This window comes from Salinicola sp. DM10, from assembly GCF_017306975.2.
Taxonomy (GTDB): Bacteria; Pseudomonadota; Gammaproteobacteria; order Pseudomonadales; family Halomonadaceae; genus Salinicola.
Genome location: NZ_JAFLEN020000003.1, coordinates 139323 through 164653, shown reverse-complemented (window position 1 = coordinate 164653; position 25331 = coordinate 139323). Strand labels below are relative to the sequence as shown.

24 protein-coding genes and 1 riboswitch are annotated in these 25331 nt (G+C 67.8%); of the genes, 19 read left to right on the top strand and 5 right to left on the bottom strand.

The window, feature by feature from the left end; genetic code table 11:
• Positions 1 to 150 precede the first annotated feature (150 nt).
• Positions 151 to 1401 (bottom strand): phosphoglycerate dehydrogenase, encoded by a 1251-nt coding sequence (gene serA / locus J0A90_RS12355; protein ID WP_207036369.1) that lies wholly within the window; start codon positions 1399 to 1401, stop codon positions 151 to 153.
• Between the two features lie 407 nt (positions 1402 to 1808).
• Between serA and J0A90_RS12350 the strand changes: the two genes are divergently transcribed.
• The 5 genes from J0A90_RS12350 to J0A90_RS12330 all read left to right on the top strand — a co-directional run bounded on the left by J0A90_RS12350 (position 1809) and on the right by J0A90_RS12330 (position 6530).
• Positions 1809 to 2078, top strand: a complete 270-nt coding sequence (locus tag J0A90_RS12350; protein ID WP_207036368.1) for an exodeoxyribonuclease VII small subunit — start codon at positions 1809 to 1811, stop codon at positions 2076 to 2078.
• On the top strand, positions 2068 to 2970 hold the full coding sequence (locus J0A90_RS12345; RefSeq protein WP_207036367.1) for a polyprenyl synthetase family protein: 903 nt from the start codon (positions 2068 to 2070) through the stop codon (positions 2968 to 2970). The genes J0A90_RS12350 and J0A90_RS12345 overlap by 11 nt, the downstream gene beginning before the upstream one ends.
• A gap of 18 nt (positions 2971 to 2988) precedes the next feature.
• Positions 2989 to 5061, top strand: a complete 2073-nt coding sequence (locus tag J0A90_RS12340) for a 1-deoxy-D-xylulose-5-phosphate synthase (protein WP_207036366.1) — start codon at positions 2989 to 2991, stop codon at positions 5059 to 5061.
• A gap of 10 nt (positions 5062 to 5071) precedes the next feature.
• Entirely contained in the window at positions 5072 to 5848 is a 777-nt protein-coding gene (gene djlA, locus J0A90_RS12335) for a co-chaperone DjlA (RefSeq protein ID WP_035476322.1), read from the top strand.
• 82 nt (positions 5849 to 5930) lie between these two features.
• Positions 5931 to 6530, top strand: a complete 600-nt coding sequence (locus J0A90_RS12330) for a methyltransferase domain-containing protein (protein ID WP_207036365.1) — start codon at positions 5931 to 5933, stop codon at positions 6528 to 6530.
• Positions 6531 to 6540: 10 nt separating this feature from the next.
• Here J0A90_RS12330 and J0A90_RS12325 read toward each other — a convergent pair whose 3' ends face one another.
• Positions 6541 to 7125, bottom strand: a complete 585-nt coding sequence (locus J0A90_RS12325) for a TetR/AcrR family transcriptional regulator (protein ID WP_035476326.1) — start codon at positions 7123 to 7125, stop codon at positions 6541 to 6543.
• Positions 7126 to 7617: 492 nt separating this feature from the next.
• Between J0A90_RS12325 and J0A90_RS12320 the strand changes: the two genes are divergently transcribed.
• The 10 genes from J0A90_RS12320 (at position 7618) to J0A90_RS12275 (ending at position 19098) form a co-directional block, all read left to right on the top strand.
• A complete protein-coding gene (locus J0A90_RS12320) occupies positions 7618 to 7965 on the top strand; it encodes a multidrug efflux SMR transporter (RefSeq protein ID WP_207036364.1) in 348 nt (115 codons plus the stop codon).
• Positions 7962 to 8297 carry a multidrug efflux SMR transporter gene (locus J0A90_RS12315; RefSeq protein ID WP_207036362.1) on the top strand — a complete coding sequence of 112 codons (336 nt, stop codon included), beginning with the start codon at positions 7962 to 7964 and terminating at the stop codon, positions 8295 to 8297. The genes J0A90_RS12320 and J0A90_RS12315 overlap by 4 nt, the downstream gene beginning before the upstream one ends.
• A 223-nt stretch (positions 8298 to 8520) precedes the next feature.
• Positions 8521 to 8658: riboswitch (guanidine-I (ykkC/yxkD leader) on the top strand.
• A gap of 69 nt (positions 8659 to 8727) precedes the next feature.
• Complete coding sequence (locus J0A90_RS12310) at positions 8728 to 9780, top strand: putative urea ABC transporter substrate-binding protein (protein WP_207036360.1); 1053 nt, start codon at positions 8728 to 8730, stop codon at positions 9778 to 9780.
• 36 nt (positions 9781 to 9816) lie between these two features.
• Positions 9817 to 10644 carry an ABC transporter permease gene (locus J0A90_RS12305; protein WP_207036358.1) on the top strand — a complete coding sequence of 276 codons (828 nt, stop codon included), beginning with the start codon at positions 9817 to 9819 and terminating at the stop codon, positions 10642 to 10644.
• Positions 10641 to 11462, top strand: coding sequence for an ATP-binding cassette domain-containing protein (locus J0A90_RS12300; RefSeq protein WP_207036356.1), 822 nt, complete (start codon positions 10641 to 10643; stop codon positions 11460 to 11462). Before J0A90_RS12305 ends, J0A90_RS12300 begins: the two co-directional genes overlap by 4 nt.
• The gene (locus tag J0A90_RS12295) at positions 11459 to 12193 is read left to right on the top strand and encodes an urea amidolyase associated protein UAAP1 (RefSeq protein WP_207036354.1); all 735 of its coding nucleotides are present in this window, start codon (positions 11459 to 11461) and stop codon (positions 12191 to 12193) included. Before J0A90_RS12300 ends, J0A90_RS12295 begins: the two co-directional genes overlap by 4 nt.
• Before the next feature lie 14 nt (positions 12194 to 12207).
• On the top strand, positions 12208 to 12846 hold the full coding sequence (locus tag J0A90_RS12290) for an urea amidolyase associated protein UAAP2 (RefSeq protein WP_207036352.1): 639 nt from the start codon (positions 12208 to 12210) through the stop codon (positions 12844 to 12846).
• 130 nt (positions 12847 to 12976) lie between these two features.
• A complete protein-coding gene (gene uca / locus J0A90_RS12285; RefSeq protein WP_207036886.1) occupies positions 12977 to 16594 on the top strand; it encodes an urea carboxylase in 3618 nt (1205 codons plus the stop codon).
• Positions 16591 to 18408 (top strand): allophanate hydrolase, encoded by a 1818-nt coding sequence (gene atzF / locus J0A90_RS12280; protein ID WP_207036350.1) that lies wholly within the window; start codon positions 16591 to 16593, stop codon positions 18406 to 18408. The genes uca and atzF overlap by 4 nt, the downstream gene beginning before the upstream one ends.
• A 189-nt stretch (positions 18409 to 18597) precedes the next feature.
• Entirely contained in the window at positions 18598 to 19098 is a 501-nt protein-coding gene (locus tag J0A90_RS12275; protein WP_207036349.1) for a DUF421 domain-containing protein, read from the top strand.
• Positions 19099 to 19105: 7 nt separating this feature from the next.
• On the opposite strand, the gene J0A90_RS12270 is transcribed toward J0A90_RS12275, so the two are convergent.
• On the bottom strand, positions 19106 to 20953 hold the full coding sequence (locus J0A90_RS12270) for an ABC transporter ATP-binding protein (protein WP_207036347.1): 1848 nt from the start codon (positions 20951 to 20953) through the stop codon (positions 19106 to 19108).
• A gap of 175 nt (positions 20954 to 21128) precedes the next feature.
• Between J0A90_RS12270 and soxR the strand changes: the two genes are divergently transcribed.
• Entirely contained in the window at positions 21129 to 21632 is a 504-nt protein-coding gene (gene soxR / locus J0A90_RS12265; protein WP_233076740.1) for a redox-sensitive transcriptional activator SoxR, read from the top strand.
• Here the strand turns inward: soxR and J0A90_RS12260 are convergent.
• Together J0A90_RS12260 and ribA are read right to left on the bottom strand one after the other, a co-directional pair.
• The gene (locus J0A90_RS12260) at positions 21602 to 22336 is read right to left on the bottom strand and encodes a hemolysin III family protein (RefSeq protein ID WP_233076739.1); all 735 of its coding nucleotides are present in this window, start codon (positions 22334 to 22336) and stop codon (positions 21602 to 21604) included. The genes soxR and J0A90_RS12260 overlap by 31 nt on opposite strands.
• A gap of 139 nt (positions 22337 to 22475) precedes the next feature.
• Positions 22476 to 23111: a GTP cyclohydrolase II gene (gene ribA, locus J0A90_RS12255; RefSeq protein ID WP_035476335.1), complete on the bottom strand. Its 636-nt coding sequence runs from the start codon at positions 23109 to 23111 to the stop codon at positions 22476 to 22478.
• A gap of 126 nt (positions 23112 to 23237) precedes the next feature.
• On the opposite strand from ribA, the gene hemE reads away from it, so the two are divergent.
• From hemE to J0A90_RS12240, 3 genes are read left to right on the top strand one after another with little or no spacing between them, the layout of a single operon-like run.
• Complete coding sequence (hemE, locus tag J0A90_RS12250; RefSeq protein ID WP_207036342.1) at positions 23238 to 24299, top strand: uroporphyrinogen decarboxylase; 1062 nt, start codon at positions 23238 to 23240, stop codon at positions 24297 to 24299.
• A complete protein-coding gene (locus tag J0A90_RS12245) occupies positions 24271 to 24768 on the top strand; it encodes a thiol-disulfide oxidoreductase DCC family protein (protein ID WP_207036340.1) in 498 nt (165 codons plus the stop codon). Before hemE ends, J0A90_RS12245 begins: the two co-directional genes overlap by 29 nt.
• A complete protein-coding gene (locus J0A90_RS12240) occupies positions 24765 to 25142 on the top strand; it encodes a VanZ family protein (RefSeq protein ID WP_207036337.1) in 378 nt (125 codons plus the stop codon). Before J0A90_RS12245 ends, J0A90_RS12240 begins: the two co-directional genes overlap by 4 nt.
• Positions 25143 to 25331 lie beyond the last annotated feature (189 nt).

Here is a 25331-nt window from a genome sequence, read left to right as displayed (position 1 = left end):
GAGAGGTGGTCAGACGGTGATCCGTCGGCCAGATACGCCGAGGCCCGCGCCGGGTGGCGCGGGCCTCGGATCTGAAGAAGTGGGCTTAGCCTGCGCTCCTCCTCAGAAGGTCTGGCAACAAGTGCCGCGCCTCGGGCGCGATGAGCGGGATCAGGCGCGATAGTCGGTCTCGGAGTAGAGCACGCGCAGGCGCACGGTATGATTGACCTGCTTGAGCGCATCGAGTGCCTGCGGGCCGTAGGCCTTGTCGACGTCGATCACCACGTAGCCGACCTTGTCGTTGGTCTGCAGGAACTGGCCGGCGATGTTGATGCCGTTCTCCGACAGCACGCGGTTGATCTCCGAGAGCACCCCGGGCACGTTCTCGTGGATGTGCAGCAGGCGATGCTTGTCCGGGTGCGAGGGCAGTGCCACCTCGGGGAAGTTGACCGAGGTGATGGTGGTGCCGTTGTCGGAGTAGGTGACCAGCTTCTCGGCCACTTCGATGCCGATGTTCTCCTGGGCTTCCAGGGTCGAGCCGCCGATGTGCGGGGTCAGGATCACGTTCTCCAGACCGCGCAGCGGCGAGACGAACTCCTCGTCGCTGCCCTTGGGCTCGACCGGGAAGACGTCGATCGCCGCGCCCAGCAGCTTGCCGCTCTGGAGCGCTTGTGCCAGCGGCTCGATCTCGACCACCGAGCCGCGCGAGGCGTTGATCAGAATGCCGCCCTGCTTCATCAGCGCGATCTGTTCGGCGCCGATCATCCAGCGGGTGGCGGGCAGGTCGGGCACGTGCAGGCTGACCACGTCGGCGCGTGCCAGCAGCTCTTCGAGGCTACCCACCTGGCGGGCGTTGCCCAGCGCCAGCTTGGTGACCACGTCGTAGTAGATCACGTCGAGGCCGAGGGACTCGGCGAGCACCGAGAGCTGTGCGCCGATGCTGCCGTAGCCGACGATCCCCAGGGTCTTGCCCCGCGCCTCGTGGGAGTTCTTGGCCGACTTGAGCCAGCCGCCCTGATGGGCGCGGGCGTTCTTCTCCGGGATGCCGCGCAGCAGCATGATGGTTTCGGCCAGCACCAGCTCGGCCACCGAGCGGGTATTGGAGAAGGGCGCGTTGAATACCGGGATCGCGCGTGCCAGGGCGGCGTCGAGGTCGACCTGGTTGGTGCCGATGCAGAAGCAGCCCACCGCGGTGAGCTTCTCGGCGGCGGCGAAGACCCGCTCGGTGAGCTGGGTGCGCGAGCGGATGCCGATGAAGTGGACGTCACGGATCTTGTCGATCAGCTCTTCTTCACTGAGTGACGTGGAGAGCGTTTCGATGTTGGTGTAGCCCGCGTTGAGCAGCGAATCCACGGCGGACTGATGAATGCCCTCGAGCAGCAGAAACTTGATCTTGCTCTTGTCCAGAGACGTCTTGGCCATTGGGGGATCAACCTTTCTTCATCGGCTTGTCGCGAGCGCGTCGCGGTGATGGGAAATCCGTCGGCGAAAGCGGACGTCGCGCGAGCTCACACAGTGTCGGGAGGCCGCCGCCAGCGGGCGCATAGCGTAACACAGACGTCGCGGGTGAGGATGAAAATGACGCACGCAGACATGAATGCCGTGCAATCGTGAGCGTGTCGTGGCAGGCACCCGAGACGGGGCCGAACCGACGCCGACAATGCGCAAACCGCGCGACGATTTCACCCCGAGGGCAGACGACCCCCGGGGGCGGCGGTGTATACTCGAAGACCGTTTTCGCTTGGTGCCGGTGGCTTGGCCGCCGCGCCCTCGACCCGGCTCCCGCCCGCGCCCGTGCGAGGCACAGGGAGCGACGCTATGAGTGCACCATGTCTGACAAGATGGCCGAACAGGACGTTCCCCAGGACTTCGCCACCACGCTGACCCAACTGGAGCGGCTGGTGGCGCAGCTCGAATCCGGCGAACTGACGCTGGAAGCCTCACTGGCCGCCTTCGAGCGCGGCATCCGTCTGACCCGCGACGCCCAGAGCCGCCTCGATGGCGCCGAGCTCAAGGTGCAGGCGCTGCTCGAACAGGCCGACGGCACGCTGCAGTCGGTACCGTTCGAGACTGCTGGAGAGCCGCCGCATGAGCCCTGAGCACGTGCACGAGCAGACCTCGTCGGAGGTCGCCGTCGCCGCCGCGCGGGCGCGCAGCGAGCAGGTGCTGGCGGCCTGGCTGGAGCGCTCGCCGGGAGTGTCGGCGGCGCTCGACGAGGCGCTGCGCTACAGCGTGCTCGGCAGCGGCAAGCGGCTGCGCCCGGTGCTGGTCTACCTCGCCGGCCAGGCGCTGGGCGCGCAGAACGATGCGCTCGACCCCGCCGCCGCCGCGCTGGAGATGATCCACGCCTACTCGCTGGTCCACGACGATCTGCCGGCGATGGACGACGACGACCTGCGCCGCGGCCGGCCGACGGTGCATCGCGCCTTCGACGAGCCGCTGGCGATTCTCGCCGGCGACGCCCTGCAGTCGCTGGCCTTCGAGGTGCTCGCCTCGCGCGAGCATCCGCGCCTCGCCGCGCTCGTCACGACCCTGGCCCAGGCCGCCGGCCGTGACGGCATGGCGGCGGGGCAGGCGATCGATCTCGCCGCGGTGGGCACACCGCTCGACCTCGCCGCGCTGCAGGCGATGCACCAGCACAAGACCGGCGCGCTGATCCGCGCCGGCGTGCGTCTGGGGGCGCTGGTGGCGGTGGCCGAGAGCGACCCGCGGGTGGCGGCGCTCGACCGCTACGCCGCGGCCATCGGCCTGGCGTTTCAGATCCACGACGACGTGCTCGACGTCACCGGCGATACCCAGACCCTGGGCAAGACTTCGGGCGCCGATGCGCACCGCGACAAGCCGACCTATCCTGCGCTGCTGGGGCTTGAGCGCGCCCAGGCGCGGGCCCGCGAGCTCCTCGACGAAGCCCTCGCGGCGCTGGCGCCGCTGGGTGACGCGGGCGCGCCGCTGGCGTGGCTGGCCCGTTTCATGATCGATCGCGATCACTGACCGGTAACGACCTATTCTATGAAGCTGTTCGACGAGATCCCCACGCAGCGCCCGCTGACGCCGCTGCTCGACACGCTCGATGCGCCGGCCGGGCTGCGCCGGATGACGCTGGCGCAGCTGCGCCAGGTCGCCGACGAGCTGCGCGCCTACCTGCTCTACAGCGTCGGTGTCAGCGGCGGCCATTTCGGCGCCGGGCTCGGCGTGGTCGAACTCACGGTGGCGCTGCACCGCGCGCTGCAGACCCCCCACGACCGCCTGGTGTGGGATGTCGGCCACCAGGCCTATCCGCACAAGATCCTCACCGGGCGCCGCGACGCGCTCACCGGGATTCGTCAGTACGGCGGCCTGGCGGCCTTTCCGCGGCGCGAGGAGTCACCTTACGACACCTTCGGCGTGGGCCACTCAAGCACCTCGATCTCGGCCGCACTGGGCATGGCCCTGAGCGCGCGTGCCAAGGGCGAGAAGCGCCGCGCCTGCGCGGTGATCGGCGACGGCGCGCTGACCGCCGGCATGGCCTTCGAGGCGCTGGCGCACGCCGGCCACGTCAAGGCCAACCTGCTGGTGGTGCTCAACGACAACGAGATGTCGATCTCCGAGAACGTCGGCGGCATGGCCAGCTACCTGACCCGCATTCTCACCAGCAAGCCGTATGCGGCGGTGCGCGAGAACGGCAAGCGGGTGCTTTCGCACCTGCCCGGGGCGCTGGAGCTGGCGCGGCGCACCGAGGAACACGTCAAGGGCATGATCAGCCCGGCCACGCTGTTCGAGGAGATGGGCTTTCACTACATCGGCCCCATCGACGGCCACGACCTGGCGGCGCTCAACCAGGCGCTGGAGGCGCTGCGTGATCAGGAGGGGCCGCAGTTTCTTCACGTGCGCACGCGCAAGGGGCGCGGCTTCCGGCCCGCCGAGGCCGACCCGATCGGTTTTCATGCCATCACCAAGCTCGAGCGCAAGCCGCCGGCGCCGCCGCGGGTCGACGCCGAGCGCCCGCCCGCCGCGGCAGCCTCGACGTCCAAGCCCGACGATGCATCGCGCCCGCAGCCGCGCAGCGAAGAGATGTTGCGCCCGAAGCCGCGCAGCGAAGATATTGTGCGCCCGAAACCGCGCAACGAAGATGCTTTGCGCCCGAAACCGCGCAGCGAAGATATTTTGCGCCCGAAGCCGCGCAAGTATTGCAACGTCTTCGGCGACTGGCTGTGCGACATGGCGGCGGTGGACACGCGCCTGATCGGCATCACCCCGGCGATGCGCGAAGGCTCCGACCTGATCCGTTTCTCGCAGACCTATCCCGAGCGCTACTACGACGTGGCGATCGCCGAGCAGCACGCGGTGACCCTGGCCGCCGGCATGGCCTGCGAGGCGATGAAGCCGGTGGTGGCGATCTACTCGACCTTCCTGCAGCGCGGCTATGATCAGCTGGTGCACGACGTCGCGGTGCAGCACCTGGATGTCACCTTCGCCATCGACCGTGCCGGGCTAGTGGGCGAAGACGGCCCGACCCACCACGGCGCGCTGGATCTCTCCTTCCTGCGCTGTGTGCCCGGTCTGGTGGTTCTGGCGCCGGCGGACGAGGCCGAGTGTCGCGCCATGCTCACCACCGCCTATCACCACCCCGGCCCGGCGGCAGTGCGCTACCCCCGGGGTACCGGCCCCGGCAGCGAGCTGCCTCAGGACCTCGAGGCGCAGGTGCCGATCGGCCGCGCGCAGACCCGGCGTGAGGGCGAACGCGTGGCGCTGCTCGCCTTCGGCAGCCTGAACACGCCAGCGGCCGAGGTCGCCGAGCGGCTCGGAGCGACACACCTCAACATGCGCTCGGTCAAGCCGCTGGATCGCGACGCCATCGTCGCCGCGGCGCAGACCCACGAGCTGCTGGTCACCCTGGAAGAGAACGTGGTCGCCGGCGGCGCCGGCAGCGGGGTCAACGAGCTGCTGGCGGCGGAGGGGCTGACGCCGGCGGTGCTCAATCTGGGCATCCCCGATGCCTTCGTCGAGCACGGCAAGCCCGCCGAACTGCTGCGTGACTGCGGCCTGGATGCCGCCGGGATCGAGGCGGCGATTCGCGCCCGCCTGAACCTCAACGACAACTGATAGGACTTCCATGTCTATTGCCATTCTGATCGGCGCCTTCATCGGCTACCTCGCCGGCAAACTGCCGGGTCTTCTGATCGGGGCCGGGATCGGCTGGTGGATCAGCCGCAAGCTGCGCCAATCCGTGGTGGGGCGGGTGGTGGGCATCCAGCACCAGTTTCTCGAATCCACCTTTGCGGTGATGGGCTGTATCTGCAAGGCCGACGGCCATATCACCCGCGACGAGATTCGCACCGCCGAGATGCTGTTCGATCGCCTGCACCTCAATGGCGAGATGCGCGAGCGGGCCAAGGCGGCGTTCAACCGGGGCAAGAGCCCCGAGTTCGATCTCGACGCCGAGGTTGCCACCATCCGCCGGGTCACCGGCGGCCAGCGCGCGCTGCTGCAGGTCTTCCTGCAGGTGCAGCTGGCGGCGATCGCCGCCGACGGCCAGATGCACGAAGCCGAGCACACCATGCTGCTGCGTGTGGCCCGTGGCCTGGGCTTCTCGGAGGCCGAGATCCAGCAGATCGAAGCGATGCTGCGCGGCGGCCCGCACCAGGCCGGTGGCAGCCAGGCGAGCAGCGGCCAGAGCCTGGAGGACGCCTACCGGGTGCTGGGCATCTCCGAAGAGGCCAGCGATGCCGAGGTCAAGCGCGCCTATCGCAAGCTGATGAGCGAGAACCACCCGGATAAGCTGGCCGGCAAGGGGCTGCCGGAGAGCATGCGCGAGATGGCCAAGGAGCGCACTGCCGAGATCAGCAACGCCTACGAAGTGATCCGCAAGCAGCGCGAGAGCCGCGCCTGACACCGCCCGCCGCGGCCGGCATCGACGCCGTGCCCCGGCTTGGATAGGATCGAACCGGATCTGCGCTCACAGGACGTCCTGCATGCCAGGGAAAGCCGGTTTCTATCGCACCACCGCCAGACTGCTCGGCGCCATCGACCGGCGCGGCCTGGTCCTGCGTTACCGCTACGGGGATCGTCGCCTGCTCGAGGAGTGCGTGCTGCCGGCGCTCGACGCCGACCCGGCGGTAGCGGACGTGCTGCTGGTCGGCTGCGCCTGGTACACCCGTCACTACCCCGCGCTACTGTCCTCGGCCGAGGTGATCACCATGGAGATCGACCCGGCCAAGGCGGTCTTCGGCGGTGCGCGCCATATCATCGCTGACATGGCTCATCTGGAGGCGTATCTCGCCCCCGCCTCGCTGGACGCGGTGATCTGCAACGGCGTGCTGGGCTGGGGGCTCGACGACCCGGCGGCGATCGAAGCCGCCTTCATCGGTGCCAGCCGCTGCCTGCGCCCGGGCGGGCTGTTCCTGCTCGGCTGGAACGACATCGCCCCGCGCAACGCCTGCCCGCCGGATACCATCGCCGCGCTCGACGGCTTGGAAGCCATCGATATTCCCGGCCTGCGCGCCCACTCGGTGGTGGCCCAGGCGCGCAACCGCCACTGCTATCAGGCCTGGCGCAAACCGCTGGCGGCGTGAGCGGCGCCGTTCAGCCCGCGCGCACGCCGCGCCAGAAGACCCGCCACACCCCCTCGAAGCGCCGCGCCAGCGCGGCCTTGTCGTACATGAAGGTCTCCGACAGCAGCCCATCCACCAGGCAGTAGAAGGCGGCTATGAAGGCCGCCTCGTCCAGCGTCGGGTCGAGGGCGGCATCCGCCTGGCCGGCGTGGAAGATCTCGCCCAGACGCTGGTCGAGACGCTGCTCGGCACGGGCGCTGATGTCGCGCGCCTCGCGGCTGAGCTCCTGGGGGGGAAAGAGCAGAAAGCGCTTGTAGAACACCCCCTGGTGCTCACGGTAGGAGATGGTGCAGCAGCACTCCACCAGATGGCGCAGGCGCTGCTCGAAGGGCGCCTGGCGCTGGCTGGCCAGGCTCTCCGTCACCAGCGCCAGGAGGGTGTTCTCGGCGTCGTCGGCGAGTTCGAGAAAGAGCGCGGCCTTGCTCTCGAAGTGGTTGTAGATCGAGGGCTTCTTGATCCCCGCGTCGGTGGCGATCTGGGCCAGGCTGACGCCCTCGTAGCCGTGGCGGGCGAAGCGCGTCAGGGCGATCTGCTTGAGATGGCTGCGGGTGTCCAAGCGGCACTCCTGGGCGAGGGGGCGAGGAAAAGCGAGAGCTTGCCAGAGTTGATGGGTATCAATAAACTAACGACCGTTAGTTAGTAAGGCTATAGCGACGACGGCGACAGCGACAAAGACTGTATCGCCGATCCACGGTTAGAGCCCGTTTCCAAACCCATCTGACGATGGGCGCCGGGGGCAGGGCAAAGCGAGGGTCCTTTGCCAGGGATGGCAAAGGTAGCGCCCAGGGAGGGGTTCACAGCGCCCTCGCGACGCCCTGCCGCCGGATAAGCCCACGTCGTATAGCGGTTGTGAAAGGCGTTCTTAGAGGGTGTTTACAAATTCGGCGAGCGAAGGCAAGACAAGGCAAAATCGGTCGAAAAAGCGGAGTTTACACGGGGTAAATGAGCATTTTGAGACCGATTTTAACGCCGTATTGCCGAGCGCAGGCATCTTGTAAACACCCTCTTAGTCCGGTCATTCGTCCGAGACGAGCAGGGGAGAGCCAGCATGAGCCGAACACATCGAACTCGACGTTTCCGTCTGCGCGCCCGCTGGGGGCTTCTGCCGCTGGCCGGGCTCGCCGAAGTGGGCTGGGCCAGCGGGCTCAAGCACGCCGACAGCCGCCTCGAGTGGGGGCTCACGGTCGGCCTGGCGGTGGCCAGTCTGTGGCTGGCCTCCCGCGCCGTGCGCTATCTCCCCACCAGCACCGTCTACACGGTGTTCGTCGGCATGGGCGCGGCGGGTACCGTGATCGCCGACTGGCTGCTGTTCGGGGTGGCGTTCCAGTGGCCGGTGCTGGGCTTTCTGGTGCTGCTGATGGTGGGCGTGATCGGGCTGCAGCAGGTGAGCGCATGACGCTCGATATCACCACCTGGCACTGGCTGGCGCTACTCGCCTCCGGCGTCTGCGAGATCGTCGGCGTGAGCGGCTTCGCGCGCGTTCATCGTGGCCAGCGTGCCAGCGGCGTGGCGCTGTTGGTGGTGGGTTTCGGCTGCTCGCTGGGGCTGCTATCCATCGCCATGCGCTCGATCGACATGGGCGTGGCCTACGCCATCTTCACCGGCATCGGCACCCTCGGCAGCACGCTTCTGGGCATGTGGCTGTGGGGAGAGTCGCGCCGGCCGCTGCGGCTCGCCTTCGTCGGCCTGATCGTGGTCGCGGTGGTCGGGTTGAAGCTGGCGAGCTAGGAGCGGAATGATGCACCGGATTGACGCGTGGGCCGCCTGAGGCGTGCCATCCTGGCGCATCGGTGCCACGCGCAGACAGCCGCACGGTCTGCCCATGGCAGCTAGTCTCATGTTAATGAAGGTTTATTCGTTTCTGGCCGGGTTCTTGCTTGAGCATGATGCAGCAAGAGAACGAACTGGGAGTGATCGGTAGCACTCGCTACCGTGGATGAACAATTCGGTTTCAATGGGTGGCTAGGGTTCCGGTCGTGAGGGTGTCGCGCACGATGGCTGGTCCGAGAGCTGCCGACCTGATGCCTACCGAGCCGGTCGAACGGGCGCGGCGGATCAGGTTACACGGCGGGACAAAAGCCCGGGAGGATCAGGTGCAGCATGCTGCTACCGATACTCCCAGCGTTTTGTCCATCACCGCCGTCGGAGACTCGAATCCATGACCCTACGCCACGCCTTCCTGAGCTTGCTCACCGCTGCCTCGCTGGCTGCGACCCCTGCCGCTTTCGCGCAGTCGCGCGATCACTTCTCGGTCTGCTGGTCTATCTACGCCGGCTGGATGCCCTGGGGCTATGCCGATACCCAAGGGATCGTCGACAAATGGGCCCACAAGTACGGTATCGACATCGATGTGGTGCAGGTCAACGACTACATCGAATCGGTCAATCAGTACACCTCCGGTAATGTCGACGGCTGTGCCATGACCAACATGGATGCCCTGACCCTGCCCGCCGCCAGCGGCGTCGACTCCACCGCGCTGATCGTCAATGACTACTCCGACGGCAACGATGGCGTCGTGCTCAAGGGCAGCGACGACCTCGCCGACATCAAGGGACGCAAGGTCAATCTGGTGCAGTTCAGCGTCTCGCACTATCTGCTGGCGCGGGCGCTGGAGAGCGTCGGGCTGAGCGAGCGCGACATCGAGACCGTCAACACCACGGATGCCGATATCGTCTCGATCTTCCCCCACGACGATGTCCAGGCGGTGGTGACCTGGAACCCCCAACTGAGTGCGATCGAGCAGCTCGATGACGCCCATCTGGTCTACAGCTCGCACCAGATCCCGCGTGAAATCCTCGATCTGATGGTGGTCAATACCGACACCCTGAAGGAAAACCCCGATTTCGGCCGGGCCCTGGTCGGTGCCTGGTACGAGGTGATGCAGAAGATGGCGGCGGGCGACGAGGCGGCGCTGTCGCAAATGGCCGAGGCCGCTGGTACCGGTCTCGCCGGTTATCGCCATCAGCTCGCCGCTACCCACCTGTATACCGACCCCGTCGAAGCGGCCTCGCTGCTGCGCGGCCAGGCGCTGCTGGAGACCATGCGGCGCGTCGCCGAATTCAGCTTCAAGCACGGCCTGCTGGGCGAGATGGCGCCCAACCCCGGCTTCGTCGGCATTCAGAACCCCAGTGGGGTGTTCGGTAATAAGGACAACATCAAGCTGCGTTTCGATCCGACCTATACGGAAGCCTACGCCGCCTCGCACGAGTGAGCGACGCCACGCCATCGACCTGACGAGGCTCCCTCCATGAAACGACTCATCAACGTCCGGCCGTCGCGCGGCGGCCGCTGGCTGCTGGGGGCGCTTCCCTTTGCGCTGCTAGGGCTGGTCTATCTTGGCCTCTCCCGGGCCAGGCTCGCCGCCAATCCCAACGAGCGCCTGCTGCCGGCGCCCACCACCATGCTGGAGACCTTTCACCAGCTGGCGACCGAGGCCAGTGTGCGCACCGGCTCCATTCCGCTGTGGGGCGATACGCTGGCGAGTCTCGAGCGGCTGGGGCTCGGGGTCGCCATCAGCGCTCTGATCGGGCTGACGATCGGGCTACTGACGGGCGGCCTGCCGCTGCTGCGGGCCAAGCTGTCGCCGCTGGTCACGGTTCTCTCGCTGGTGCCGCCGATGGCCATTCTGCCGGTGCTGTTCATCGCCTTCGGCACCGGCGAGATGGCCAAGGTGGCGCTGATCGTCATCGGCGTCACGCCGTTTCTGATTCGCGATCTGCAGAGCCATGCGCTGCGCCTGCCGGACGAACAGCTGATCAAGGCGCAGACGCTGGGCGCCAACTCCTGGCAGGTCCTGCTGCGGGTCCTGCTGCCCCAGCTCACGCCGCGCTTGCTCGCCTCGACCCGGCTGGCGTTGGGCAGCGCCTGGCTGTTTTTGATCGCGGCCGAAGCGATCGCTGCCCAGGATGGACTGGGCTATCGCATCTTCCTGGTGCGCCGCTATCTGGCCATGGATGTGATCCTGCCCTACGTGGCCTGGATCACGCTGCTGGCGTTCCTCCTCGACCGCGCCCTGGCACTGGTCTCGCAGCGCGCCTTCCCCTGGTACCACGCCGAGGAGGGCGATGCGTCATGAGTTCGACAGAGAGACAGCCCGCGCTGCTGGAAGCGCAGCATCTGGAGAAGCGCTACGGCGATCAGTTGGTGCTCGAGCGCTTGAGCTTCCGCGTCGAGCGCGGTGAGTTCGTCACCCTGGTCGGCGCGTCCGGCTGCGGCAAGACCACCTTCCTCAAGCTGCTGCTGGGCACCGAGCGCATCTCGCGCGGCAGCCTGCGTCTGGATGGCCGCCCGCTGCCCGACGAACCCGGCCCGGATCGCGGGGTGGTGTTCCAGAAGTACTCGGTGTTCCCGCACCTCAGCGTGCTCGGCAACGTGACCATTGCCGAGGAGTTCGCACGTTCGCCGCTGCTGGGCAAGCTCTACGGCGCGGCCCGCCGACGGGCCCGCGACAACGCCGTTGCCAGGCTCACCGAGGTGGGGTTGGCAGGCGCACTGGAGAAGTACCCGCACGAGCTCTCCGGTGGCATGCAGCAGCGTCTGGCGATCGCCCAGGCGCTGATGATGAAGCCGCGTATCCTGCTCCTCGACGAACCCTTCGGCGCGCTGGATCCCGGTATCCGCCAGGACATGCACGGCCTGATCACGCGGCTGTGGCGCGAGCAGCAGTTGACCATCTTCATGATCACCCACGACGTCAAAGAGGCTTTCGCGCTGGGCACCCGGTTATGGGTGTTCGACAAGGTCCGCCACGACCCCCAGGCGCCCAACGCCTATGGCGCCACCATCACCTACGACCTGCCGGTCGGGGCGCAGCAGCGCCCGCCCGAGGCGCTCGTCGAGCGTCTCGATGCCGCCGGCCGCTTTCACCCGACCTCCCAGGAGACGCTGACATGAGTACCCACTCCGGCGACGACGCGCGCTATACCACGTACCTCCCCGGTGGGCACCACTGGTCGCTGCGCCTGCGCCGCGGCACCACGCTGACGCTGACGGCCCGCGAGGCCGACACCAACGTCGGTCTGCTCTGCTACAACCCCGAGAATCTGCTCGAACGTCTCAATCTGCCGGATACGCTGAAAGCCCAGCACACCTTCAAGCTGACCCGCGGCCACTGCCTCTACTCCGACATGGGGCGCATCTTCGCCTCGATCGTCGCCGACGATCTGGGCTGGCACGACAGCGTCGGCGGCAACCTGATGCCGCACCACCTGCTCGCCAAGGGCTGGCAGGCGGTCAGCTATCAACAGGCGCACAACGCCTGGACCCGAACCGGCTACGACAGCTTCCTGGTCGAGCTGGCCAAGTACGGTCTCGGCCGGCGCGACATGGCTGCCAACCTCAACCTGTTCTCTAAGGTGGAGAGCGATGCCCAGGGGCGCCTGCGCTATGTTCCGGGGCACTGTCAGCCCGGCGCCAGCGTCACCCTGCGCCTGGAGATGGATACGCTGGTGATCCTGCACACCTGTCCACATCCGCTCGATCCCAGCTCTGACTATCCACACCGCGGGGTGGAGATCGCGCTGGGGACCGCGCCGGCCCCCACCGAGGACGACATCTGCTACCGCTCGCGGCCGGAGAACGCCCGTGGCTTCGCCAACAACCGCCTCTATCACCTCGGCCTGTAAGGGAGCATCGCGACATGATCATCGAGAGTAACCAGCGCCCCGAGAACGCCGTCAGCCGCACCACGGTCGAGGCCGGCGATCACTACATCGGTATCGTCCGTGCCGGCCAGACCCTGCGGCTGCTCGACCTGGAGGGCAACCAGGCCGCGGACACGCTGTTCTTCAACGCCCACGACACCGCCGAGCGCTATAGCGCCATGGACACCCTGCGCGAGCAGGGCGAGGTCTATCTGAGTGCCGGCTCGAAGCTGCGCTCCAACGAGGGCCGGGTACTGCTGACCATCACCGCTGACACCTGCGGTCGTCACGACACACTGGGTGGGGCCTGCGCCAGCGAGAGCAACACCGTGCGCTACGACCTGGAAAAGCGCCACATGCACTCGTGCCGTGACAACTGGATGCAGGCGATTGCCGACCACCCCGAATACGGCCTGACCAAGCGCGACATTACCCACAACATCAACTTTTTCATGAACGTCCCGGTGACCGAAGAGGGGGGGCTGACCTTCGAGGATGGCATCTCGGCGCCGGGCAAGTACGTGGAGATGGTCGCGGAGATGGACGTGGTGGTGCTGATCTCCAACTGTCCGCAGCTCAACAACCCGTGCAATGGGTATGACCCGACGCCGATCGAGCTGCTGATCTGGGATTAGCGAGACCGACCTGTCTGGCCAGCGTTCGCGACGACTCGCCAGCCTCGTATGCCGCGTCATTGGTCATGGAGACGACTCCATGACGACCCCAGTCCTGGCGGGACGGCCCGCCGAGTCATGGACCAATGTCATGTTCCGTAAAATTCTGATCGCCAATCGCGGGGCCATCGCCGCGCGTATTCAGCGCACGCTCTTGCGCCTGGGTATCGGCTCGGTGGTGGTCTACGCCGAAGCCGACCGCGACGCGCCCTATGTGTTCGCCGCCGACGAGGCATACTCCCTCGGTGAGGGCGGCGCCGCCGATACCTATCTCGCCATCGACAAGCTGATCGATATCGCTCGACGCAGTGGCGCCGAGGCAGTGCACCCCGGTTACGGCTTTCTCTCCGAGAACACTCACTTCATCCAGGCCTGCGAGGCGGCCGGGCTGGTCTTTCTCGGCCCCACCCCCGAGCAGATTCGCGACTTCGGCCTGAAGCACGAGGCCAGGGCGCTGGCCGAACGCGCCGGGGTGCCGCTGGTGCCCGGTTCCGGGCTGCTCGACGACCTCGATGCGGCACGGCGGGAGGCCGCCCGCATCGGCTACCCGGTGATGCTCAAGTCCACCGCCGGCGGCGGCGGCATCGGCATGCAGGTGTGCGCCGATGCCAGCGAGCTCGAACGCGCCTTCGACTCGGTACGCGGCCTCGGTGAGCGCAACTTCGGCGATGCTGGCGTCTTTGTCGAGGCCTACATCGCCCGGGCGCGGCATCTGGAGGTCCAACTGTTCGGCGACGGCCAGGGCCAGGTGGTCGCCCTCGGTGAGCGCGACTGCTCCACCCAGCGCCGCCATCAGAAGGTGATCGAGGAGTGCCCGGCACCCGATCTGCCACAGGCCGTGCGGCGTGAACTGCACGCCACCGCCGTGCGCCTGGGTGAGGCCGTCGCCTATCGCAATGCCGGCACCGTGGAGTTCATCTACGATGCCGAGCGCGAGCGCTTCTATTTCCTCGAGGTCAACACCCGCCTGCAGGTCGAGCACGGTGTCACCGAGGCCGTCTGGGGCGTCGATCTCGTCGAGTGGATGATCCGTCTCGGCGCCGGCGAGCTGGCGCCACTCGAGACGCTGATCCGTGAACTCGAGCCGCGCGGCCATGCCATCCAGGCACGCCTCTACGCCGAGGACCCGAGTCACGATTTTCGGCCCAGCGCCGGTCTGCTCACCGAGGTCACCTTCCCCGAGGCGCCAGGGCTGCGCGTCGACCATGCCATCGAGGCGGGGCTGGAGATCTCGGCGCTGTTCGATCCGATGTTGGCCAAGGTGATCGTCCACGCCGACGATCGCGACACCGCCCGCACGCGCCTGGCCGACGCCCTGGCGGGCGCCTGCGTCTACGGTTTCGAGACCAACCGCACCTGGCTGTCCCATGTGCTGCGGGATGCCCGCTTCCGTGATGCCGAGCTGCACACCCGCTGGCTGGCCGATCTCGCCTGGGCGCCGCCGGCCATCGAGGTGCTCACTGCCGGCACGCTGACCACGATTCAGGACTACCCCGGACGCCAGGGCCACTGGGACGTCGGCGTGCCCCCCTCGGGCCCCTTCGACGACTGGTCGTTCCGTCTTGGTAACCGCCTGCTCGACAACCCGGCCGATGCGGCGGGGCTGGAGATCACCCTGACCGGCCCGGCGCTGCGCTTCCACCGTGCCACCCAGATCGCGCTCACCGGCTGCGAGCTGCCCGCCGATCTAGACGGTGAGCCGGTGGCTTTCTGGCAGGTGCTGGAGATCCCCGCCGGCGCTACCCTGACCTTGGGCAAGGCACATGCCGGCGCGCGTGCCTACCTGCTGGTACGCGGTGGCATCGACTGCCCGCGCTATCTCGGCTCGCGCAGCACCTTCACCCTGGGCCAGTTCGGCGGCCATGCCGGCCGCGCGTTGCGCAGCGGCGACATGCTGGCCCTGCCCGAGCTGGCGCCCACCGCGCCGCGCATTCTGCCAGAGGCGCTCAGACCCTGCTTCGGCGGCGCCGACGCCCCGGTGCGCGAGATTGCCGTGCTCTATGGCCCGCACGGGGCGCCGGATTTCTTCACCGAGGCGGATATCGACACGCTCTTCGCCCACGAGTGGGAAGTCCACTACAACTCCAGCCGCACCGGGGTGCGCCTGATCGGCCCTCGCCCCGAGTGGGCACGGGCCGACGGCGGCGAGGCCGGGCTGCATCCGTCGAACATCCATGATAACGCCTACGCCTTCGGCACCATCGACTTCACCGGCGACATGCCGGTGATTCTCGGCCCGGACGGCCCCTCACTGGGGGGCTTCGTCTGCCCGGCGACGGTGGTGCGGGCCGAGCGCTGGAAACTCGGCCAGCTCACCGCCGGTGATCGTGTTCGCTTCGTGCCGGTGGATCTGGCCACCGCCCGCGCCCTCGAGGCGCGCCAGCAGGCCCAGCTGGCAACGCTGAGCGGCGACGACTCCGTGGCCTTGATCGCACAGCGCGGCAGCCCGGTGCTGCGTAAGGTGGCGGCCGCCAGTGCCGGCGAGCGGCTCGTCTACCGGCGCGCCGGCGACGACTTCCTGCTGGTCGAGTTCGGCGCCATGGAGCTCGACATCGCGCTGCGCTTCCGCGCCCACGCCTGGATGCTGTGGCTGCGCGACAACCCGCTGCCCGGCCTGCGGGAACTCACTCCGGGCATCCGCTCGCTGCAGATTCACTACGAGCCTGATGAACTCGACCTGGGTGAGCTGCTGGCGCATCTCGAACGTGCCGAGGGGGAACTGCGCGATGTGGCGTCGCTGGAGGTCGAAGCGCGCACCGTGCATTTGCCGCTCTCCTGGGACGACCCCGCCTGCCAGGAAGCGATCGACAAGTACCAGCGCAGCGTGCGCCCGGATGCGCCCTGGTGTCCCAGCAACCTGGAGTTCATCCGCCGCATCAATGCGCTCGATAGCATCGAGCAGGTCCGTGAGATCGTCTTCGGTGCCCGCTATCTGGTGATGGGGCTAGGCGACGTCTATCTCGGCGCCCCGGTGGCCACCCCGCTCGATCCGGCCCAGCGCCTGGTCACCACCAAGTACAACCCGGCGCGCACCTGGACCGCCGAGAACTCGGTGGGCATCGGCGGCGCCTATCTGTGCGTCTATGGCATGGAGGGCCCCGGCGGCTATCAGTTCGTCGGGCGCACCCTGCAGATGTGGAACCGCTATCGCCGCACCGAGCACTTCGACAACCCCTGGCTGCTGCGCTTCTTCGATCAGCTGCGCTTCTTCGAGGTCAGCCATGACGAGTTGCTGCGCATCCGCCGTGACTTCCCTCACGGGCGCTATCCGCTCGAGATCGAGCGCACGCGCTTCCGACTCGCCGACTACCAGGCCGAGATCGACGCCCACGCCGAACGCATCGACCGCTTCCGCGAACGTCGCGAGGCCGCTTTCCAACAGGAGATGGCCGCCTGGCGTGCCAACGGCCAGTTCACCTTCGAGGACCAGACGCCGGAGGCTGGCGAAGCGACAGAGCTCGACAGCGACGAGTCGGGCGTCGACAGCCCGGTCACCGGCAGTCTGTGGAAGCTGATGGTCAGCGTTGGCGATGTCGTGACGCCCGGCCAGGTCGTCGCCCTGGTCGAGTCGATGAAGATGGAGGTCGAGATCACCACCCGCGAGGCGGGCACGGTGACCCGCCTACCGCTGTGCGAGGGCGGCGCCGTCGCCCCCGGCCAGCCGATCGTGATCCTCGCACAGAGCGCCCACCAGGAGACCCCGGCATGAGTGTCATCGACATTACCCTCACCGCGCTGCTGGCGCGCTATCGTACCCATGAACTGACCCCGCGCGAGCTGGTCGCCGAACTGCTGGCGGACGCCGAGGCGCGCGCCGCCGATCCCGCCTGGATCACCCGGCTGTCGCGCGAGCAGCTCGAACCCTATCTGCGGCGCCTCGACGGCGCCGACCCGGAGACACTGCCGCTCTACGGCATCCCCTTCGCGATCAAGGACAACATCGATCTCGCCGGTGTGCCCACCACGGCGGGGTGCCCGGCCTACGCCTATACGCCCGAGGCGTCGGCCTTCGTCGTGCAACGCCTGATCGACGCCGGCGCCATTCCGCTGGGCAAGACCAACCTCGACCAGTTCGCCACCGGGCTGGTCGGCGAACGCGCGCCGGACGACTACGGGGTGCCCGGCAACGCCTTCGACGCCGCCTACATCCCCGGCGGCTCGAGCAGCGGCTCGGCGGTCACCACCGCCCAGGGCCAGGTGAGCTTCGCCCTGGGCACCGATACCGCCGGCTCGGGGCGCGTGCCGGCCTGCTTCAACAACCTGTTCGGCGTCAAGCCGACGCTGGGGCTGCTGAGCACCGCCGGCGTGGTGCCGGCCTGCGCCACCCTGGACACCATCAGCCTGTTCGCGCTGAGCGCCGACGACGCCCATGCGGTACTGAGCGTCGCCGCTGCGTACGATCCCGACTGCGCCTGGTCGCGGCGCCACGACTTCGCCGTGGCCGGCCAGGCCTACGGCGAGGCACCGGCGCACTTTCGCTTCGGCGTGCCGCCGGAAGCACAGTGGGCCACCGACGAGGCCTACAGCGCCGGCATGCGCCGGGCCATCGCCGATCTCGAGGCGTTGGGCGGGGTCAGGGTCGAGCTCGACTGTGCGCCGCTGTTGGCCGCGGCGCGTCTGCTCTACGAGGGCCCCTGGGTCGCCGAGCGCTACCATGCGGTGCGCGAGTGGATCGAGACGCGTCCCGAGGTGCTGCATCCGGTGACCCGTCGGGTGATCGAGGGCGGCGGAAAGCCGCTAGCGGTGGATGCCTTCGCCGCCCGCTATCAGCTAGCCGAGTACAAGCGCCAGGCCGATGTCCTGCTCGCCGGGGTCGATGTCATGCTGGCGCCGACCACCGTGACCCATCCGACCAAGGCCGAAGTGGCCGCGGCGCCCATCGCCGTCAACTCGCAGCTGGGTACCTGGACCAACTTCATGAACCTGCTCGACTACAGCGCTCTTGCCGTGCCCACCGGTTTCACCGAGGGCGGCCTGCCGTTTGGCGTCACGCTGTTCGGGCCAGCCTTCACCGATCTGACGCTGTTGAGCCTGGGGCGGGCGCTAGAACGGCGTCTCGAGCTGCCACTGGGCGCCACCGGTCTCGCGCGTGCGCATTCACCAGCGCTGCCCGAGGCCCGCGATGGCAGCCTGGCGCTGGTGGTGTGTGGTGCGCATCTCGACGGCCTGGCGCTCAATCATCAGCTCAGGCGACGGGGCGCGGTGAAGGTCGCCGTGACCCGCTCCAGCCCGCGCTATCGGCTCTATGCGCTGGCCGGTGGCCCGCCGGCACGCCCGGCAATGGTGCGCGACGACGTCGATGGCGCCGCCATCGACGTGGAGGTCTGGCGCCTGCCGATTGCAAACGTCGGCAGTTTTCTCGCCGGCATCCCCGCGCCGCTCGGGCTGGGGCAGGTAGAGCTTGATGACGGCACCTGGTGCTGCGGCTTTATCGCGGCCGCCGGGGCTCTGGAACATGACGGGCCGGCCGAGGACGTGACCCGCTTCGGCGGATGGCGCGGCTGGCTCGCCGCCAGTGTCTGAGCACGTGTCGCGGCCCCAGGTGAGAACTGGGGTTGGAACGTAGGAGAAAGCTCAGGCAGGGCGCATTAGATGGCGCAGGGGTAGGGCGGTAGCGGGATGGAGCCAAGAGGGCGAGGAACGCTGCGGTGGTTAGCGCGGCGCCATTCTGGCGCCTAGCCTGAGGGTTCTTGTCTTCAGCGGAGCCTGCCCTTGTCCCCGATTGCCCATACCCTCATCGTCGGCTTTCTGAGTTTTGTCGCGCTGGTCGTGATCATCCGGCTTTCCGGCAAGCGCACGCTGTCGAAGTGGAACGCCTTCGACTTCGTGATCACCATCGCCCTGGGCTCGACCCTCTCCACGGCGCTGATCACGCCGACGGTGTCGCTGGCGCAGAGCGTTGTGGCGTTCGTGCTGATCGTCGCGCTGCAGTTCGTGATCACCTTCACCTCGGTGCGCTCGAAGCGGGTCGAGGATCTGGTCAAGTCGCGCCCGACCCTGCTGCTCTACGACGGCACCCTGCGCCACGCGGCGATGGCCCGTGAGCGGGTGGTGGCGGTGGAGATCCTGGCCGCGCTGCGCGAGCGCGGCATCGCCGACATCGAGAGCGTGCACGCCGTGGTGCTGGAGACCGACGGCACTTTCAGCGTGATCCCCGACGCCGGGAGCAGCGATTCGGCGCTGGCCGGCGTCGAGGGTGTGCCGTCGCGCTGAGCCTCGATCACGCCTCGGCGTCGAGCGCCTCGCTCTCCAGGAAACCGCCGGACTGGCGCTGCCACAGCCGGGCGTAGAGGCCGTTGGCGCGGATCAGCTCGGCGTGGGTGCCCTGCTCGACGATGTGCCCCTGCTCCATCACCACCAGCCGGTCCATGGCGGCGATGGTGGAGAGGCGGTGGGCGATGGCGATCACCGTCTTGCCCTGCATCAGCCGGTCCAGATTCTCCTGAATGGCAGCCTCGACGTCGGAGTCCAGCGCCGAGGTCGCCTCGTCGAGAATCAGGATCGGCGCGTCCTTGAGCATCACCCGGGCGATCGCCAGACGCTGGCGCTGGCCGCCGGAGAGCTTGACCCCGCGCTCGCCGACGTGGGCATCGAAGCCCGTGCGCCCCTGGATATCGCTCAGCCCCTCGATGAACTCGGCCACGTGGGCCTCGCGGGCGGCGCGCCAGGCCATCTCGTCACTGGCGTCCGGGCGGCCGTAGAGCAGGTTGTCGCGCACCGAGCGATGCAGCAGCGAGGTGTCCTGGGTGACCATGCCGATCTTGGCGCGCAGACTCTCCTGAGTGACCGTGGCGATATCCTGGCCATCGATGCGGATGGCGCCGCTTTCCAGCTCATAGAAGCGCAGCAGCAGGTTGACCAGGGTCGACTTGCCCGCGCCGGAGGGGCCGATCAGGCCGATCTTCTCGCCCGGACGGATGGTCAGCGCCAGATCGTCGATCACACCGCTGCCCTTGCCGTAGTGGAAGCGAATATGGTCGAACACGATTTCGCCGCGAGAGACCTCGAGCGGGGTGGCGTCGTCGCGATCCTCGATCTGGTGCGGCAGTGACAGCGTCGACATGCCGTCCTGCACCGTGCCGATGTTCTCGAACAGCGCCGAGACCTCCCACATGATCCACTGCGACATGCCCCACAGACGCATCACCAGGCCCAGCGCCACGGCGACCGCGCCCACGCTCACCGCCTCGTCGAGCCACAGCGACAGCGACAGCCAGCCGACGCTGAACAGCAGCAGCGCATTGAGCAGATAGAGCAGCCCGTAGAGACCGGTGACCAGGCGCATCTGGCGGTAGACCGTGACCAGAAAGCCGGCCATGCCTTCACGCGCGAAAGCCGCTTCGCGGCTGGCGTGGGAGAACAGCTTGACCGTCTGGATATTGCTGTAGCTGTCGACGATGCGCCCGGTCATGCGCGAGCGGGCGTCGGCCTGGGACTCCGACACCTGGCCCATGACTGGCACGAACACCCGCAGCAGCACCAGATAGCCGGCCAGCCAGACCACCAGCGGTATGGCCAGGCGCCAGTCGGCGCTGCCCACCAGCAACAGCGTGCCCAGGAAGTAGACGCTGACGTAGTTGAGCACGTCGAACAGCTTGATCACGCACTCGCGCACGGCCAATGACGTCTGCATCACCTTGGTCGCGATGCGTCCGGCGAACTCGTCCTGATAGAAGCCCATCGACTGGCGCAGCAGATAGCGGTGCGCCTGCCAGCGGATACGCATGGGATAGTTGCCCATCATCGTCTGCTGCTGGAACAGCGAGTGCAGCCACACCATCCCCGGCAGCGCCACCAGCACCACCAGCGCCATGCCGGCGAGCTTCCAGCCCTGGTCGGCGAGGAAGGTGGCGCGGTTCTGGTCGGCGAGCCAGTCGACGATATTGCCGAGAAAGCCGAACATCCACACCTCGACGCCGGCGATCAGCGCCATCAGCGTGGTCGCCGCCAGCAGGTAGGGCCAGGCCCCACGGGTATAGTGCAGGCAGAAGGCGATCAGGGTATCCGGCGGGCGTTGGGGCTCCGCCGACGGGAAGGGGTCGAGACGTTTTTCGAACCATTGGAACATGGCAAACCTGCAATCACTGAGGAAGAGCGTGGCGGTACCGGCGACGCGTGGCGCTGGCCGGTGGAAGCCTGAGCTCATTGTATGTCGGTGTCGTCGCGAGTACCGCCGTCGGCGCTTGCCGCGGCGGACGTTTTCCGCCAGCGTAAGACCTTAAGTATGGTTGAGGTAAAGCCCAATGGAGAGTTCCAACACCCTGCCCCGCCGGCTCGCCGCGACCAAGCAGGCGCTCAGCGTGGGCGATGTCGCCCGGCGCTGCGGCGTGGCGGTCTCGACGCTGCATTTCTACGAGACCAAGGGCTTGATCCATAGCTGGCGCAACGCCGGCAATCAGCGCCGCTACACCCGCGACGTGCTGCGCCGGGTCGCGGTGATCAAGATTGCCCAGCGCACCGGCGTGCCGCTGGCGGAGATCCAGCAGGCGCTGGCCACGCTGCCCGACTCGCGCACCCCGACGGCGGCGGATTGGCGGCGCTTGTCGGAGCGCTGGCGGGCGGCCCTGGACGAGCGCATCACTCAGCTCACTTTGCTGCGCGACCAGCTCGATGGCTGTATCGGCTGCGGCTGTCTGTCTCTGGCGCAGTGCCCGCTACGCAACCCCGGTGACGTGCTCGGCGGCGACGGCGAAGGCGCGCAGCGGCTGGCATCGAATCACGTCTCGAACGGCAGCACCGCGTTATAGATGGCGAGGAAGTGGCAGACGCTGCCGCCGATCACGAACAGGTGCCAGATGGCGTGGTGGAAGGGGATTGCGCGCACGGCGTAGAACAGCACACCGACCGTGTAGGTGATGCCGCCGGCGACCAGCAGGGCAAGGCCGGTGGGGGATAGCTGCGTGGTGAGGCTATCGGAGGCGATCACGATCAGCCAGCCCATGATCAGGTAGATGAAGACCCGCAGCAGGTTGAAGCGCTGCGGCCAGATCAGGCGCAGGGCGATGCCGCCCAGAGCCAGCCCCCAGATCACGCCGAACAGCGCCCAGCCCATGGGCCCGCGCAGGTTGACCAGCAAAAAGGGGGTGTAGGTGCCGGCGATGAGCAGATAGATGGCGCAGTGATCGAAGGCCTGGAAGGCGCGCTTCAGGCGCTGGCTGCGAAAGCCGTGATAGAGCGTCGAGGCGGTGTAGAGCGCCAGCAGGCAGCTGCCGTAGAGCGAGACGCTGACGATCTTCCACGGGTCGACCTCGGCGGCGATGCTGGCCAGCACGATCAGCACGATCATGCCGGCGAGACTCAGCGCGGCGCCGATGCCGTGGCTGATGCTGTGCAGCCACTCCTCCAGCCGGGTGTACTCTTCCTCCTCTGCGGGTTGGGACGGCGAGGCGTGCTCGGGGTGTGATGTCGGGTATCGAGAAGACGAGAGAGGGCGCGAAGCGGAATCGGGCATGACGGCTGAGCCTCCTGCGGGACGCGTGGCAGGATCGTGAGCATAGACGTGGGTTGGACCCGCACGCCGGGACGACGTTCAGTCTCCCGAGTCATGATGACGCAACGATGACGCCGCCGAAAGGCCCGGCGGCGGCGATTCAGGCGTCGCGCTCGATGTCGACGTCGCTGGCGGGGGTGAAGTCGTCGAGCGCCATCATGTGGCCGAGCTTGCCAACCTTGGTGGTCAGGTAGTGCTCGTTGAACGGGTTGCGCCCGGTGGTGATCGCGAGACGCTCGTCAATACGCACGCCGTCGCGGCTGAGCGCCTCGACCTTGCGCGGATTGTTGGTCATCAGGCGCAGCGCAGAGATGCCGAGGTGGTCGAGCATGGGCACGCAGATATCGTAGCGGCGCTGGTCGGCGCCGAAGCCGAGGCGCTCGTTGGCCTCCACGGTGTCGGCGCCGGTGTCCTGCAGGGCATAAGCGCGGATCTTGTTGAGCAGGCCGATGCCGCGCCCCTCCTGGCGCAGGTAGAGCAGTGCACCGCGCCCCTCGTCGGCGATGCGCTTGAGCGCTTCCTGCAGCTGGTAGCCGCAGTCGCAGCGCATCGAGAACAGGGCATCGCCGGTCAGACACTCGGAGTGGACGCGAGCCAGCACCGGCTCCGGCGTGGTGACATCGCCGAGCGTGAGCACGACGTGCTCCTTGCCGGTGGACTCTTCCTGGAAGCCGTGCAGCGTGAAGGTCGCCCAGGGTGTGGGCAGCTGCGATGCGGCGATGAAACGGATCGACACGTTGACCTCGCGAAACGGGCCCTGCGGGTAAGGCGCGGGCTCACCCTGACGTTGAGGGGCAGCATTATATCAGGCTTGCGCGTGTATCCGTTACACTGCAGGCAAATCTCCCGTGCGAAGAGCGCTATGACACTGCAAAACGATCGCCTGCTGCGGGCCCTGGCTCGCCAACCGGTGGACCGCACGCCGGTCTGGATGATGCGTCAGGCCGGCCGCTATCTGCCGGAGTACCGCGCCACCCGCGCCGATGCCGGCAGCTTCATGGACCTGTGCCGCAACGCCGACCTGGCCTGCGAGGTGACGCTGCAGCCGCTGGCGCGCTACCCGCTCGATGCCGCGATCCTGTTCTCCGATATTCTCACCATCCCCGACGCCATGGGGCTGGGGCTCTATTTCGAGACCGGCGAGGGGCCCAAGTTCCGCCATCCGGTGCGCACCGCTGCCGAGGTCGCGGCGCTCAGCGCGCCGGATGCCGAGCACGATCTCGACTACGTGATGAATGCGGTGCGCACCATCCGCCGCGAGCTCGATGGCCGGGTGCCGCTGATCGGCTTCTCCGGCAGCCCCTGGACCCTGGCGACCTACATGGTCGAGGGCGGGTCGAGCAAGGATTTCCGCCATATCAAGGCGATGCTCTACGGCGACCCGCAAACGCTGCACACCCTGCTGGGCCTGCTCGCCACCGCGGTGACCGACTACCTCAATGCCCAGATCCGTGCTGGCGCTCAGGTGGTGCAGATCTTCGACACCTGGGGTGGGGCGCTGTCGACCCCGGCCTATGAGGCGTTCTCGCTGGCCTACATGCGGCGCATCGTGGGTGGGCTGATCCGCGAGCACGATGGCCGCCGGGTGCCGGTGATCCTGTTCACCAAGAACGGCGGGCAGTGGCTGGAGTCGATCGCCGACAGCGGCTGCGATGCCGTCGGTCTCGACTGGACCACCGAGCTGGGCGACGCGCGGCGGCGGGTCGGTGAGCGCGTGGCGCTGCAGGGCAATCTCGACCCCAACGTGCTGTTCGCGCCGCCCGAGCGGATCGGTGCCGAGGTCGAGCGGGTGCTGGCCAGCTACGGTCATGGCCCAGGCCACGTCTTCAACCTGGGTCACGGCATCAGCCAGTTCACCAATCCCGACCACGTCACGGCCTTCTTCGACGCGCTGCATGCCGCGAGCCCGGCCTATCACCGCTGAAGCCGGCGCCAGCGGCATCGACGGCCTGCTGCTGTTCGATGCCGACTGCCCGTTCTGCCGGCGTGCGGTGCGCTGGCTGCTGGCGCATGAGCGTGATGCAGGCGCGACGCTGGCGCTGAGCGGGCTCGATAGCGCGCTGGGGCAGTGCGTGGGGCGCCACTTCGGCCGCGAGCTCGCGCGCTGCGATACGATCCGCTATGTCACCGGCGGTGAGCTTTACGAGGAGAGCGAGGCGCTGTGGCGGCTGGGGCGCCGGCTGCGAGGGGGCTGGCGATTGCTTGCGTGGCTGCGCTGGGTGCCGGCGCCGCTGCGCAACGCCGTCTACCGCGGTATCGGACGCTACCGTCGGCGTCTGGCACCGGATAACGACGCGCGACTTGAGGATGACCCACGCTGGCGCGAACGTCTCGATGCCGGCCTCTGCACATGTCTGGGATTGCCGACGACGCTGGCCGAGGGGGCGCGATGACTCGGCCAGCGAACGGGCGTCGGCTCGCGACGTGGCGGGCCCTGGCGGCACTGGCCGCGCTGATCTGGGCCGGCGCGGTGGCCTGGGGCAGCCTGACGCCGGCGGCCGAGATGCCCTCGCACCTGCCGTGGGACAAGTTCAACCACCTGCTCGGCTACGCCGGTTTGACCCTGTGGCTGGGCCTGGCCAGCCGGCGCTGGTGGTGTTCGGCGCTGGCGGCGCTGGCCTACGGAATTCTCATCGAGTATCTGCAGTTGGGGGTGCCCGGCCGCGCCGGCGGTGATTGGGCCGATATCCTGGCCAATACGTTGGGCGCGCTGGCAGTGGGCCTGGGTGCGACCTGGCTCGCCCGGCGGCGCGCTGGCGCGGCCTGAACCGGGGGGCCGCGGCGCTGCGATCTTTCACCTGCTCACTCGCCCGTACACTTACCCATCCGTCCGTGCGCTCGCTCTCGCCTTTGTCTTCCCGAGTCCGGCGTGCGTTTTTCCTGCGTGCCGTGTCGTCCTGCACGCTTCGCTTTTTCCCGTCCACGCTTTGCGCGTCCATGCTTTGTCGCGACGGGG